This is a genomic window from Brevundimonas sp. S1H14 (assembly GCF_047716865.1).
Classification (GTDB): domain Bacteria; phylum Pseudomonadota; class Alphaproteobacteria; order Caulobacterales; family Caulobacteraceae; genus Brevundimonas; species Brevundimonas naejangsanensis.
The window spans coordinates 1,392,242-1,405,390 of record NZ_CP136679.1 but is presented as its reverse complement, the minus strand read 5'-3'; the positions used below and the strand labels follow the sequence as shown (position 1 = coordinate 1,405,390).

At 70.9% G+C, this 13,149-nt stretch carries 13 protein-coding genes; 1 reads left to right on the top strand and 12 read right to left on the bottom strand.

The features are described 5' to 3' along the window. Window positions 1–2,307, top strand: a complete 2,307-nt coding sequence (locus tag RSD66_RS06925) for a CHASE2 domain-containing protein (RefSeq protein WP_415289429.1) — start codon at window positions 1–3, stop codon at window positions 2,305–2,307. Here the strand turns inward: RSD66_RS06925 and RSD66_RS06920 are convergent. The 12 genes from RSD66_RS06920 to RSD66_RS06865 form a co-directional block, all read right to left on the bottom strand. Next, on the bottom strand, window positions 2,304–2,795 hold the full coding sequence (locus RSD66_RS06920; RefSeq protein ID WP_415289428.1) for a hypothetical protein: 492 nt from the start codon (window positions 2,793–2,795) through the stop codon (window positions 2,304–2,306). The two genes, RSD66_RS06925 and RSD66_RS06920, sit on opposite strands and share 4 nt — an antisense overlap. Window positions 2,796–2,876: 81 nt before the next feature. After that, window positions 2,877–3,344, bottom strand: a complete 468-nt coding sequence (gspM, locus tag RSD66_RS06915) for a type II secretion system protein GspM (protein ID WP_415289427.1) — start codon at window positions 3,342–3,344, stop codon at window positions 2,877–2,879. Continuing rightward, window positions 3,341–4,444, bottom strand: a complete 1,104-nt coding sequence (gspL, locus tag RSD66_RS06910) for a type II secretion system protein GspL (protein WP_415289426.1) — start codon at window positions 4,442–4,444, stop codon at window positions 3,341–3,343. Before gspL ends, gspM begins: the two co-directional genes overlap by 4 nt. A 10-nt stretch (window positions 4,445–4,454) precedes the next feature. Beyond that, window positions 4,455–5,411, bottom strand: a complete 957-nt coding sequence (gene gspK, locus RSD66_RS06905) for a type II secretion system minor pseudopilin GspK (RefSeq protein WP_415289425.1) — start codon at window positions 5,409–5,411, stop codon at window positions 4,455–4,457. Window positions 5,412–5,437: 26 nt separating this feature from the next. Then, on the bottom strand, window positions 5,438–6,130 hold the full coding sequence (gene gspJ / locus RSD66_RS06900; RefSeq protein WP_415289424.1) for a type II secretion system minor pseudopilin GspJ: 693 nt from the start codon (window positions 6,128–6,130) through the stop codon (window positions 5,438–5,440). Then, window positions 6,127–6,492 (bottom strand): type II secretion system minor pseudopilin GspI, encoded by a 366-nt coding sequence (gspI, locus tag RSD66_RS06895; protein ID WP_415289423.1) that lies wholly within the window; start codon window positions 6,490–6,492, stop codon window positions 6,127–6,129. Before gspI ends, gspJ begins: the two co-directional genes overlap by 4 nt. Next, window positions 6,485–6,922 (bottom strand): GspH/FimT family pseudopilin, encoded by a 438-nt coding sequence (locus RSD66_RS06890; protein ID WP_415289422.1) that lies wholly within the window; start codon window positions 6,920–6,922, stop codon window positions 6,485–6,487. The genes gspI and RSD66_RS06890 overlap by 8 nt, the downstream gene beginning before the upstream one ends. 73 nt (window positions 6,923–6,995) lie before the next feature. Continuing rightward, window positions 6,996–7,448 (bottom strand): type II secretion system major pseudopilin GspG, encoded by a 453-nt coding sequence (gene gspG, locus RSD66_RS06885; RefSeq protein WP_415289421.1) that lies wholly within the window; start codon window positions 7,446–7,448, stop codon window positions 6,996–6,998. Window positions 7,449–7,459: 11 nt separating this feature from the next. Then, the gene (gene gspF, locus RSD66_RS06880; RefSeq protein WP_415289420.1) at window positions 7,460–8,674 is read right to left on the bottom strand and encodes a type II secretion system inner membrane protein GspF; all 1,215 of its coding nucleotides are present in this window, start codon (window positions 8,672–8,674) and stop codon (window positions 7,460–7,462) included. Then, window positions 8,674–10,167, bottom strand: coding sequence for a type II secretion system ATPase GspE (gene gspE / locus RSD66_RS06875; RefSeq protein ID WP_024353153.1), 1,494 nt, complete (start codon window positions 10,165–10,167; stop codon window positions 8,674–8,676). The genes gspF and gspE overlap by 1 nt, the downstream gene beginning before the upstream one ends. Continuing rightward, on the bottom strand, window positions 10,164–12,299 hold the full coding sequence (gene gspD / locus RSD66_RS06870; RefSeq protein ID WP_415289419.1) for a type II secretion system secretin GspD: 2,136 nt from the start codon (window positions 12,297–12,299) through the stop codon (window positions 10,164–10,166). The genes gspE and gspD overlap by 4 nt, the downstream gene beginning before the upstream one ends. Next, entirely contained in the window at window positions 12,296–13,078 is a 783-nt protein-coding gene (locus RSD66_RS06865; protein WP_415289418.1) for a type II secretion system protein N, read from the bottom strand. The genes gspD and RSD66_RS06865 overlap by 4 nt, the downstream gene beginning before the upstream one ends. Between the last annotated feature and the right edge of the window lie 71 nt (window positions 13,079–13,149).

Below are 13,149 nucleotides of genomic sequence, written 5' to 3'. Positions count from 1 at the left end.
GTGGCGCCCGCGCCTTCCGGGCTGAGAGGCGGCTGGAAACGCTGGTTCGGCGCTCGCCTCACCGGCCGCCGCGCCCTGGTCGAATGGGTTGTCGTTGCGGCTTCATCCGCCCTGCTGGTCAGTTGGCTGGCGCTGACGCCCGTGGCCGACGGGCCCGACCACCTGGCCTATGACGTCCTGATGCGGGCCAAGGCCGGGCCGGCTGACGAGAACATCGTCATCATCGCCATCGACGACCGCAGTCTGGAGGCCCTGGGGCAATGGCCCTGGCCGCGCGACCTGCACGCCCGCCTGATCGACCGCCTGACCGAGGCGGGCGCCGGGCCGGTCGCCTATGACGTCCTGTTCACCGAGCCGTCTTCGCAGGATGACGCCCTGGCCGCCGCCCTTGCCCGCAACGGCAAGGTCCGCCTGCCTGTCGTCGTGGATGCGCCGGGTCTGAACGACGCCGCCTTTCGCAAAGACGCCCCCGCCCCCATTCTGGCCACGGCGGCAGCGGGGATGGGCCACGTCAATCTGACGGTCGACAACGACGGCGTCGTGCGTCGCCTGCCCCTGTATCTCCAGTCGAGCGATCAGAGCTGGCCGCATCTGATCCTGCCTCTAGCCGCCACGCGAACCACTATCCCGCCCCCGCCGGCGCCACAGGCTGACGACGCCCTCTACCCCGCCATATCGGAAGCCGTGGTCTATCGCGGCCCGCCCGGCGCCTTCCGCACCCTGTCCTTTGCCGATGTATTGACCGGCGAGACGCCCGCCGCCTTTCTGAAGGACAGACTGGTGCTGGTCGGGGCCACCGCGCCGGGACTGGGCGACCGCTACGCCACCCCGGCCACGCCGCACGGCGAGCTACGCCCCGGCGTCGAGGTGCAGGCCGCCCTGTTGCAGACCCTGCTGGACGGCGGCGGCCCTCGCAGCCTCTCGCCCGGCTGGGTGCTGGTCCTTTCCCTGCTGCCGCTCAGCCTGCTGGTCGTCGGCTTTCTGATCCTGCGCCCGGCGGCCAATATGGCGCTGGGCGTCGGTCTTATCATCCTGACCCTGTTCGCCACGGCGCTGGCCTTCCTGGCGGGCGGCGTGTGGTTCCCGCCCTCTGCGGCGGCGGCGGGTCTGGCTCTGGCCTATCCTCTGTGGAGCTGGCGTCGTCTCGCCGCCGCCTCGGCCTATATGCAGAGCGAGGTCGAGGCCTTCGAGCGCGACGGCGTACGTCTCAGCGGCCCGGCCCGAGGCGGCGACGTCGTGGCCCGTCAGGTCGACGCCCTGCGCGCCGCCGTGCGCCAGGTCCGCGACCTCGAACGCTTCATCTCCGACGCCCTGCGCAGCCTGCCCGACGCCACGGTGGTGGCCGACCCCTACGCCCGCATCATCCTGTCCAACGACCGGGCCGAGGCCCTGTTCGGCGACCAGTTGCAAACGGACGCCGACCTGCCCCTGCTGTTCCAGTCGCTGGGCGAGCCCGCCTGGCGCCGCTTCCTCGACCCGGACGGCGATCCCGGCGAGATCACCACGCCCGACAGCCGCATCCTGAAAGCGGCGGCCTCTGTCCTGACCGACGCCGAGGGGCAGCCCGTCGGCCACATCGTGCGCTTCGCCGACATGACCCGTTTCCGCGCCGCCGAGCGCCAGCGGACCGAGGCGCTGCAACTGCTCAGCCACGACATGCGCGCGCCCCAGGTGTCGATCCTGACGCTGCTGGACGGCCCCGCGCCGCGTCTGGACGCAGCGGTCCAGAAACGCATCGCCGATTACGCGCGCCAGACCCTCGACCTGGCTGAAGGCTATGTGCAGCTGGCCCGCGCCGAGAGCCAGCCCTATCGCTCAGAGCTCATGGACCTGGGTCAGGTGGCGATGGACGCCGCCGACATCCTGTGGCCCCAGGCGTCGAAGAAGGGCGTCCGCATCCTGACGCCCGACGGCGAAGAAGAATTCCTGGTTCAGGGCGATCCCGCCCTGCTGCGTCGCCTGACCACCAATCTGCTGGACAACGCCCTGAAATACGGTCCCAGCGACGGAACCATTCAGGTCAGCCTGAGCGGCGCCGAAGAAAACGGCCGCCCGGTCTGCGTCCTCAGCGTGAGCGATCAGGGACCCGGTCTGTCCGAAGACGCCGCCCGGCGCCTGTTCCAGGCCTTCGGTCACGGCGGCGCCGACCATCGAGGCGCGGGCCTCGGCCTCGCCTTCGTCCGCACGGTCGCCGAGCGTCACGGCGGAACCATCAGTCATCAGCCCGGCACGCCAGGCGCGACCTTCATCCTGACCCTGCCCAGGATCATTGAGACAGAGTCGCCCGCGACCAGCTCCGCAGGCTAGTTCGCGGCTTCCAACTGCGCCACCGCCGCCTCGGCCAGCAGGTTCGCCGCATCGTCCGCCTGACGACGCCCCAGCACCGCGACCGCCGACGCGCGATAGGCGCCCGCCTCATCGCCCGGTCCCGTCAGGATCACGCTCAGGGAGTGGATCTGACGGTTGCGGCTCCACCATTGCGGCAAATGCGGCGCCTCGGTCCATTCGCCGCCCCGCGCATCGACATCGGTGAAGACCCCGGTCTTCTGCGGCCGCACGGCATAGGCCGTCTCAACCCGCCAGGCGGTCTTGTCGTCCACCTCGCGCCAGCCGCGCGCGGCCAGCGCCTGGCGCACGGCGTCGCTCGCCGCGCGATCGGCCGCAGTCGGCGCCTCGCCCTCGAACAGGCGATAGGCGGTCACAGCGACAGGCACGGCGGCCGACAGGCGGGTCTCGACGCGCGGCGCCGAGGCGCAGCCCGCCAGAACCGCCGCACTGATCAGGGGAAGAGCCACACGTGAGAACATGGCTGCGATACCTGCCTCGGCGCGCCGCCCAAGTCCACAACCGTTGAAGGGAGCAGGTTGAAAAGCGCCCTAGGCGCCCGAGGCCAGCGCGCCGCTGACGCCCAGCGTTCCGTCAGCATTTTCGACCACGCCCAGTTCCTCGATCCGCGCACCGCCCTGCTCCAGCGCCGCCAGCCAGCCGAAGGCCTGGGTCGTCGTCACGCGATCCAGTCGAAAACCCAGCCGCCCGCCCTCGGACATGCCCAGCGCCGGCTGAACGCCCGCCGCCGATGCCGTCGAAGCGACGAGCGCCTGAAGGTCGACAGCCTCAGTCGGTCGCCCGCCTCGCTGGGCCACGGCGGTCTGAAGCTGCGCCATCTGCCGCTCGGCCGCGACGCGGGCGCGCGCCTGGTCGGCCTTCCAACCGTCCAGCGGACGCACCACGCCCAGCCAGGCGATGACGCCCAGCACCCCAACGCCCATGACCGCCAGCATCCGCCGTTCGCGCAATGACCGCCCGTCCCACAAGGCGACGACGGATGAGAAAGAGGTCCTCATCGGGCGCCTCCGATCGTGAGCGTGCTGATCATCCGTCCACCCTCCTCAGCCGAGGTTTCATCGACCACCGCCAGACCGGCCTCGACCAGGTCGGCGCGCACGGCGTCCAGATCATTGAAGGCCGCATGGTCCATCGTGACCCGCAGCCCTTCGCCGCCGAGGGTCGCATCATCCAGTTCAGCGCCCGGCACGCGCTCGACGGCGGCGAAGACGGCGGCCATGGCGCGCGCAGTTCCGCCCGGCGGCGGGCCAGTGTCCAGACGGCGCAGAGCTTCGGGCGCCGCATCCTTCATCGTCGCCAGTTCGGGATAGAGCTTCACCGCCCCGGCCCTTGCGTCCGCTCCGGCGCGATCCGCCGCCGCACGGTCACGCAGCCCTTCAGCCGCCATCAGGATCAAATGCGAGGCCAGAAGCGCCGCCGCCAGACCGGCCGCCAGCCGCCAGCCCCTGGCCGCCTGCCCCCGCTCGCGCCGGTCATGGACCTGCAACAGGTCGACCGGCGCCGCCAGCGCCCCTGCCGCCAGCGCCGCGTCCAGCGCCTCGCCCTGCAGCCAGTCGAGCGCGCGCCCGGCCGCAATCGCCTCGACGAGATCAGGCTGCACCGTCGCAGCGAAGGTCGAACCGCGCAGAGCCACGTCCGCGCCCACCTGCGCAGCGGCCAACATCTCGTCTTCCAGCGGCGCGGGCAGGCACAGATTGTCCGGCACGACGGCGTCAGGCCGGATGTCGAAGGTCTCCATCCACCGCAGCCAGGCCTGTAGCATCTTGGCCGACACCGCCGCCGTCAGGCGCGGGCCGCCGTCGACAGGCGCGGCGCCCAGCGCGACGTCCAGCCCGTCCACCTCGCCCGCCGCCTGATCGCGCAGCGCCCAGCGCGCGGCGGCTCTGGCCTGGGCCATATTGCCCGGCGGCAGGTCCAGCCAGCGCGTCATGACATCCGCGCCCGGCGCCACGGCGATGGTCCGCATCGGCGGCGGGGTCTCGGCCTGATGCGGGTCCAGTTCGCCGCGCCCGACGACGCGGCCTTCGCGATCGACCAGCAGGAAACGCGCGGCCAAGGTCGCGTTGGTCGGGATGAACAGGATGCGGGCGTGGCTCATTCTTCCATGCTCATTCTTCAGGCGTCCAGCGACGGATGACGGTGCGCGCCGCCCCATCGGACGCGACGTGAATCAGGGCGGTGCGGACGGCGCGCGCGTCGCCGTGCTCGATCTCGACCCTCAGGTCGAAATAACGGGTGGCCAGGGTGATCTGGCCCTTGGTCTCTTCGTCGACGACCACGCCGGAGAGGGCGGGCTGGGCCCAGAAGGCGTCGGGGCTGGTCCAGCCGGTCGCCGGGCGCGCGGCGATGGCCGCCTTGGCGGCGTTCAGGCCCACCACACCCCGGCTGATCGCGACCAGCAGCACAGCGTCCTGCGGCTCCAGCGTGTTCACGTTCAGGGGCGACAGCCTCGCCTCCGGCAAGGCGCACAGATACGGCCTCAGACGGCGATAGAGTGCGTCGTCCACCCCCGCCACGGCGCGCAGTTCGCTGACCTCGGCCAACATGACCCCGCCGGTGCGATAGGGAGTCGGGCGGCTGGCGTAGGCGGGGTCCTCGGCCCCCTGCGGCGAGACCTCGTCGTCGCCGTCCATCCAGTCGGTCAGGGCCGCCGCCACCGTCGCCATCCGCCCGCGCGGCACGCCCAGCGTCTCGCCGAGTGCGATGAACTGCGCCGCCCCTTCGGGCCTCGCGATCAGATCCTCGCCCTGCCCCAGCACCAGACTGTTCAGGTTGAAACAGGCCTGGCCGTCGCTGATCACCGCCCGCCCCTCGCCCTCTTCCAGCGGCAGGGCGAAGACGCGGCCGTTCCACTGGGGTTGAAGCGGCGTGCGGGCAGGATCAGCGCGGACCAGATCGGACAGCCGCCGCCGCGCCAGGGCCTCCGCCCCCGCCGCAAAGCCTTGCGCCTGCGCCTGGCTCTCGGCGTTGGTGGTACGCCGCACGGAAAAGCGCACATCGTCCAGCAGCACCACGCACAGCGCCGCCATCACCGCCACCAGCAGCAGGACGGTCAGCAGGGCCATGCCCCGGCGGTCACGCGCGCCCGGCTTCATGCGGCGGCGACCAGAAACAGCTGCTCGACCGGGCCAAAGCCGTCGAGCGTCAACGTCACCCGCACGGCATCCGGCAGGGGCCGGTCGCTGCTGGCGGAAAAGGCGGGGGCCTCGGACCCGTTCTGGATGAAGGCGACGCGCGCGTCCTTCACCCCGCGATACAGCACCTGCGGCGGCCCGGCTCGCGCTCCATCCAGATAGGGGGCGACGCGGCGCTCCAGCCGGTCCTCGACCAGTCGGTATTCTACCCGCTGCAACGAGGCGCGCGGCGCGCCGTCCGGGTTGCTCCAGCCGCTGCGGGCCAGCACCAGCAGGGGACCGCCCGGCCGTTGCGGCCCCATGATCGCCTGAGGCGCCGGACGCCCCGTCGGCCCGCGCACCCGCCGCCCCGTCGCCTGCGCCAGATCGGCGCGCAGCAGGGCGCGCGTGCGTTGCAGCGCGGCGACCCGGTCAGCATTGGCCTTCACCGCAAATCGGTTGTCGATCGACTGCCCCAGCACCAGCGCGCCCGCCCCCGCCAGCAGGGCGAAGATCAACAGAGCGATCATGACTTCGACAAGGGTGAACCCTTGTCGGCTTTTCGCGCTATCGCTCGCGCCACGGGCGCTCGCTGCTTGAGCGCGTTTGGAGGCGCTACCGCTCGCCGCGCGGCGGCTCGCTGCTTGAGCGGATAGGCGATCTTTCGTCATGCCCCCGCCGCCCGGAACAGCACCCGCTCGGCGGCCTGTTCCTCATCCGCGAAGACGCGCACGTCGATGCGGCCGACGCCGGGCATGTCCGTCGCGCTGACCACTCGCACCCAGCGCCACTCGCGTCCGCCCAGCGACGCCTGACCAGCCGTGCTGCCGCTGGGCAGGTCGGGCGCGATCATCGCCTCGGCGGCCACGTTATCGGCGACGATGCCGCCCAGCGTCCGCGTTTCGACCCGCGCCGCCGAGCGGGTGCTCTCGCCTGACAGGTTCAGCAGCGCCGTCGCCGCCAGACCGAACACGGCCAGCGCCACAAGGCATTCGATCAGGGTGAAGCCCGCGCGGGACGAACCCTCACTCATGGATCGTCACCTCGCCCGCCCCGTCGATGGCGACGATGACGGCCTGCCCTTCGCGCTCCAGCCGCACGCTGGCGGCGTCGGCGCCACCGGTGGGGTCGAACACGGCGCGGGCGGCTCCGGCTCCGGCGACGGCGGCGCCCTCGCCCCACGCCTTAGGCGCCAGCGCGCCCGTCAACGGCGTCCAGACGGCGCCGTCGAAGCTCTCGAAACCATAGCCCGCCGCATCGGCGCGCAGGGCTATCGGACGGTTCGTCATCACCGCCTCCTCCCGCGCCAGCGTCAGGCGCGCAGCGAACCGCTCGGCCTCGACCGCCAGCGTCGGACGCGGGTCCGGCATGGACAGCATCACCGCCCCCGCCGCCACGCCGATAATGGCGATGACCACCATTAACTCGACAAGGGTAAACCCTTGTCGCGCGCTACCGCTCACCGCGCGGCGGCTCACTGTTTCAGCGCGTTTGGGCGTGTCCACGGCTGTCGAGCGAGCCGAACGAGAATGCGCTTCAGCCCTGCCAGTTGCCGATGTCGGCGTCATTCCCCTCGCCCCCTTGCTGACCGTCGGCGCCGAAGGACCAGATGTCGAACTGGCCGCCATGGGCGCTGCGACGACGGTACTGATAGGGATTGCCCCACGGATCTTCCGGCAGGCGACGGACATAGCCCCCCTGGCGATAGCGTTCCGGCCGCGCCAGATCGGCGGGCGGCGCAGTCAGGGCCTTTAGCCCCTGCTGGTCCGTCGGGAAGGTCAGGTTGTCGAGGCGATAGGTCTCCACCGCCTGCTCCAGCACCGAGATATCGGCCCGCGCCTTGCCGAGCATCGCCTTGTCCTGACTGGGCAGGACGTTGATCGCCACCACCGTCGCCAACAGGCCGATAATGACGATCACAACCATCAGCTCGACAAGGGTGAAGCCCTGACGTTTCTGACGTTTATCCTGAGTATCTTCGCTGCGCATGGAAGGTCTCCTCACCCCAGGGCCAGGGTGTTGATCTGAAGAATGGGAAGCAGGATCGACAGCACGATCACGGCGACGATCCCGCCCATGACCACGATGATCGCTGGCTCCAGCAGGCTGAGCATCACGGCGGTGAAGTTGGAGAATTCGCGCTCCAGATAGTCGGCCGCACGCTCCAGCATGGGCTCCAGCCGACCGCTGCTTTCGCCGGATGCAGTCATGTAGACGAGGATGGGCGGGAAGACCTCGGCGCGGCGCATGGCGGCCGACAGGCCCCCGCCTTCGCGCACGGCCTCGGCCATCTGTTCGGTGGCGCGGCGCAGGGCGCGGTTGGAGACGGTGCGGGCGGTGATGGTCAGCCCCTCCAGCACCGGCAGGCCCGCCGCGATCATGGTCGACAGGGTGCGGGCCATGCGCGCCCCGTGCAGATCGCGCGTCAACCGTCCGACCAGCGGCAGCCGCAGCACCCAGGCGTCCAGCTTCAGCCGCACCGCCTCGCGACGCCGCGCGATCAGCCCCGCAGCGACCACGGCGGCGAGGATCAGCGCCATCAACCAGCCCCAGTCGCGCATCAGGTCCGACAGGCCGATGACCAGCCGCGTCAGCAGCGGCAGGGTCTGACCCATGCTGTCGAACTGATCGACCACCTTGGGCACGATATAGGTCATCATGGCGACGATGACGCCCAGCGCCACGACCGCCAGCACACACGGATAGACCAGCGCCGTCAGCACCTTGCCGCGCACGACCTCGTCCCGCTCCAGCCCGTCGGCCAGCCGTTCGAGGATGGGTTGCAGCGCGCCTGACTGCTCGCCCGCCGCCGTCATGGCGCGATACAGCGGCGGAAAGGCCGCACCCTGCTGGCCCATGGCGTCGGACAGGCGCCGTCCTTCGATCACCCCGGCGTGGACGCCTTCCAGCACGCGGCGGACGTTCGGCCGATCCGCCTGTAGCATCAGATTGCGCAGCGCCTCTTCCAGCGGAGAGACGGAGATCAGCGTCGCCAGCTGTCGCGTCGTCAGCGCCAGCGCCTTGGGCGACAGCCGTCCGGCCTTGCCGGCTTTCGACGCCGCCGCGACTGCGCCCGAGCGACCGGGCGACAGCTGTAATGGCGCCAGCTGACGCTTCGCCAGCGCCTTGCGCGCGGCGGCCTCGTCGGCAGCGGTCACAGAGCCGCTGACCGTCCGCCCGACCGCGTCAGCCGCGATGTAGTCGAAGGCCGCCATCAGGCCGCGACCTCTTCGGCGGCGGTTTCCTGACGCGCCACGCGCAGGGCCTCCTCGACCGAGGTGACGCCCTCCAGCACCAGCGCTCGCGCCCGGTCGGCCAGCGTCCCGCCGCGCGCGAAGGCGGCGTCGAACACCGCGTCTTCATCCGCGCCCGAGGCGATCAGGCGGCGCACCTTCTCGTCCACCGTCAGCGTCTCATAGAGGCCGATGCGGCCGACATAGCCGGTCGAGCCGCAGTCGGCGCAGCCGTGCGGCCGCCAGACGCGCACGCCTTCTTCGGCGCCGATCAGCCGCGCCGTCGCCCTGTCCGCAGTCTCCTCGATCCGGCAGTGCGGGCACAGGCGCCGCACCAGCCTTTGCGCCACCACCAGCCGCAGAGTCGAGGCCAGCAGGAAGGGCTCGACTCCCATGTCGCGCAGGCGCGTCACGGCCCCGGCCGCGTCGTTGGTGTGGACCGTCGACAGCACCAGGTGGCCTGTCAGCGACGCCTGCACGGCGATGGCCGCCGTCTCCGTGTCGCGGATCTCGCCGACCATGACCACATCGGGATCCTGACGCAGGATGGCGCGCAGACCGGCGGCGAAGGTCATGCCGACCTTGGGGTTCACCTGCGTCTGGCCCACGCCCTCCATGGCGTATTCAACCGGGTCTTCGACCGTCAGGATGTTGCGCGAGCCGTCGTTCAGCAGCGACAGTCCGGCATAGAGGCTGGTCGTCTTGCCCGAACCGGTCGGGCCGGTGACGAGGATGATGCCGTTCGGCTCGGCCAGCGCGTGACGGAAGGCCTCCAGCGCCGCCGGATTCATGCCCAGCCGATCCAGCGTCAGCCCGGCCTGATCCTTGTCCAGAATCCGCAGCACCACCCGCTCGCCCGCCCGCGACGGCAGGGTCGAGACGCGCACGTCCAGCGACTTTCCGCCCAGCGTCAGGGGAATGCGCCCGTCCTGAGGTTTGCGCTTCTCGGCGATGTCGAGACGCGCCATGACCTTGATACGCGACACCAGCAGCGGCGCCACGCGTGGGTTCAGGCTCAGCGCCTCGCGCAGCACCCCGTCCACCCGCATCCGCACCAGCAGGCGCGTCTCATAGCTTTCCAGATGCACGTCCGAGGCGCCGATGCGGGCGGCCTCGGCGATGACGCCGTTGATCAGGCGGATGACCGGCGCGTCGTCCGTGGCGTCCAGCAGGTCCGCCGCCGCCGGAATGTCGTCCACCAGACTGTCCAGCCCCACCGGCAGGGACAGGTCGTCGCCGTCGGCCGCCGTCAACTGCTCGCCCGCATAGACTTCCGACAGCTTGCGATCGAAGGCGGCGGCGCTGAGCGGCGTCGCCTCCAGCGGGCGGCCCAGCGCGCGGCGCGCCTCGACCAGCGCCAGAGGGTCTGCGCCCTCGCGCACCCCCACCGCCATCACCTCGCCCGCCGCCAGCAGCAGGACGCCGTGAGTCTTGGCGAAGCCGTAGGGCAGACGCGGATCGACGACGGTGATCACCGGGCGGCTCCCGCTGCGGGCGGCAGCTGCCGGGCCGCGACCGGCGCCACAGGGGCGATGACCAACGGCTCCCCCGCTGCCGGAGCCGCAGGCGGCTGGGCCTGCATATAGTCACGCAGCAGGGCGTCTAGGCTCGGCTCGCGGTCGGGGTGAACCCGCTGCTGCTCGCCGCGCATATAGCCCCAGCGATCCGCCGCCAGCCCCTGCGCGTCCGCCGTCGTGCGCAATATGGTCGGGCGCAGGAAGACCATCAGATTGGTCCGCCCCCGCTCGCGGCTGGTCGAGCGGAACAGGACGCCGACGCCCGGAATGTCGCCCAGACCCGGCACCTTGCTGACCTCCAGCCGATCGTTCTGATCCAGCAGGCCGCCCGCCACGGCGATGTCGCCGTCATCGACCACCAGCGTCGTCTCCAGCTCGCGCTTGTCCAGGATCAGGTCGTTGGCGCCGCTGGTCAGCAGGCCGTTGATGCTCGACACCTCCTGCCGCAGCGTCAGGGTGATGGAGCCGCCCGCATTGATCTGGGGCCGCACCGTCAGGCGCACGCCGATGTCCTTGCGCTCGGTCGTGGTGAAGGGGTTGGAGTTGCCGTCCAGAATGGCCCGGCCGGTGGTGATCGGCACCTCCTGCCCGACCAGGAAGGTCGCCTCTTCGTTGTCCAGCGTCATGATCGACGGGGTCTGCAACAGGTTGGAGCCCGCGTCCGTCTTGGCCGCATTGATGATGAAGCCGAACAGGCCGTCGCCCCATTTGCCGCCCGCCCCGCCGACAAAGCCGTTGGCGCCCAGCAGGCTGTTCAGCGCCAGGTTCTGCAACCGCTCGCGCAGGGGGTCGTCCTTGTCCAGCTGCCCTGCCGCCGCCCCGCCCGCGATGGGAACCAGCGGCGCCGCACGGTCGGAATAGTTGGTCAGGCCGACGCCGTTTTCGCCCGCCATCAGCCACTGCACGCCCAGATCGCGCACGGCCTTGTCGCTCAGTTCTACGACGATGGCCTCGATCAGCACCTGCTGCCGGCGCACGTCCAGTTGGCGGATCACCTCGGTCAAGGTGCGTTGCAGGTCCGCCGGGCCGGAGATGACCAGAGCGTTCGCGCCGGGGAAACGGGCGATCGTGGCGCGCTGGCCGGTGGCGGTCACCGTGGTCGAGCCGATCGGCCCGCTGTCGCCCTCGCCCGTCGTGGTCAGGCCGCCCTGCCCCATGCCGCTCGTTGCATTGTTCGCCCCGGCGCGGGCGGTGCGCAGGCGCGGAGACGAGGTCGCCGCCGCATCGGCAGGCTGCCCCACGATCTGTTGCAGAACCGGCAGAAGCTGCTCGGCGTCCGCGTGTTCCAGAAAGACGACATTAACGTCCTGACTGGCCCGCGCCCGGCCGTCCAGATCGGCGATCAGGCCGCGCACCCGCGACAGGGCCTGACCGTCCCCGCGCAGCACCAGGGCGTTGGAGCTTTCGACCGGGGTGATCGTCACCAGACCCGGCCCGCCGGGACCGCCCGTCACCTGTTGCAACACGCCTGCGATCTCTCGCGCCGAGGCGTTCTCCAGCGCCACCACCTCATAGGCGGAACGGTCCACGTCGATGCGGCCGACCAGCGCCCGGATGCGCGACAGGTTATCGGCGAAGTCGGCCACCACCACGCTGTTGGCGCCGGGATTGGCCAGCACCTGCCCCTGCGCCCCGACCAGAGGCCGGATCGTCTCGGCGGCCGAGGCGGCGTCGATGTGGCGAAGGGTGAAGACCTCGGTGGTGAAGCGTTCGGCGCCGACGGTGGCGGGGCCTTGCGCCGCGCCCTGGGCCGGGCTGATGCGATAGGCGCCGGACGACGTCGGCGTCACCACCAGACCATTGGCCCGCAGCGTCGACAGGAAGACCTCGAACAGCTGAGCGCGGGTCAGCGGGCGCGGGCTGGACACCGTCACCGTGCCCGTCACCGCCGGATCGACGATGAAGGTGCGCCCCGTCGTGCGCGCCACATCCTGCACGAAGGCGCGAATGTCGGCGTTCTGGACGTTCAGCGTCTGACGCGTCTCCTGCGCCATCACCGACGCGGCGGCCAGCGGCTGGACCGCCAGAACAGCGGCCAGAACGCCGGTAAGCAGGGAGCGGCTTCCGGAGCGACGACTGGGGGCCTTCATGGGCGCGTCCTTAGGGTGGTGGAGCGGACCTGACCGTCGCGCTCGAACTGAATCTGGGCCGAAGGGGCGTCGGCCAGTTGGCCGCGCAGGGCGGCGAGCGCCTGAGGGCTGTTCAGGACCGTGCCGTTGACAGACAGGATGACGTCGCCCGAGCGCAGCCTCGCATTGCGCAACTCCCCCCCGTCGCCCGATGCGGAAACGGTCAGGCCGTTGACGCCCAGCCCCTGGATGCGGGGTCGCAGCCCCGCCTGGGCGATCAGGCGCTGAGGATCGACCACCGCGTCCTCGGCCGAGGCGGGTTCAGGCGCCGTCACAGCGGGTTGCGGCGTCGTTGCAGGCGCTGCGGGCACGGCGCCCGAGACCATATCGGGAAAGTCGAGACGGAACGGCGCGCCGCCGCGCGACAGCATGATATGATCAGGGGCGACCGAGGTCAGGGTCAGCCCCGGCTCCAGTTCCTCGCCCGCCGCGACCGAGACCTGGCGTCCGTCCGACAGGCCGATGATGGCCGAACCGCCGCCCGCGCCGTCCGCGCGCACGCCGAACAGGGTCAGGCCGCCGCCGTCCGACGGAGACGTTTGCGCACCTCCACCGCCGTTACGGAAGAAGGCGTCGAAGCGCGACAGGATGCTGAGATCGACCTCCGGCAGAAGACGCGCCTGCACGGCCTGCGGCGCCGGAGCCGCGAACAGCCAGACCAGCCGCCCGGCCTGCACCAGAAGAAGCAGGATCAGCGCCGCTTCGACCACGCGCCGCAGCGGCAGACGACGGAGGGACAAGCCGCCCCGGCCCCATGAAACGCCGCTCAGTTTGCGAAGGCCAGCGAGCAAGGAAGACATCCCCAACGGCC

Coding starts and splice junctions, on each gene's coding strand:
- gspM (WP_415289427.1), bottom strand. CDS start 3,344: ATGAGGACCTCTTTCTCATCCGTCGTCGCCTTGTGGGACGGGCGGTCA.
- gspL (WP_415289426.1), bottom strand. CDS start 4,444: ATGAGCCACGCCCGCATCCTGTTCATCCCGACCAACGCGACCTTGGCC.
- gspK (WP_415289425.1), bottom strand. CDS start 5,411: ATGGCCCTGCTGACCGTCCTGCTGCTGGTGGCGGTGATGGCGGCGCTG.
- gspJ (WP_415289424.1), bottom strand. CDS start 6,130: ATGACGAAAGATCGCCTATCCGCTCAAGCAGCGAGCCGCCGCGCGGCG.
- gspI (WP_415289423.1), bottom strand. CDS start 6,492: ATGAGTGAGGGTTCGTCCCGCGCGGGCTTCACCCTGATCGAATGCCTT.
- gspG (WP_415289421.1), bottom strand. CDS start 7,448: ATGCGCAGCGAAGATACTCAGGATAAACGTCAGAAACGTCAGGGCTTC.
- gspF (WP_415289420.1), bottom strand. CDS start 8,674: ATGGCGGCCTTCGACTACATCGCGGCTGACGCGGTCGGGCGGACGGTC.
- gspD (WP_415289419.1), bottom strand. CDS start 12,299: ATGAAGGCCCCCAGTCGTCGCTCCGGAAGCCGCTCCCTGCTTACCGGC.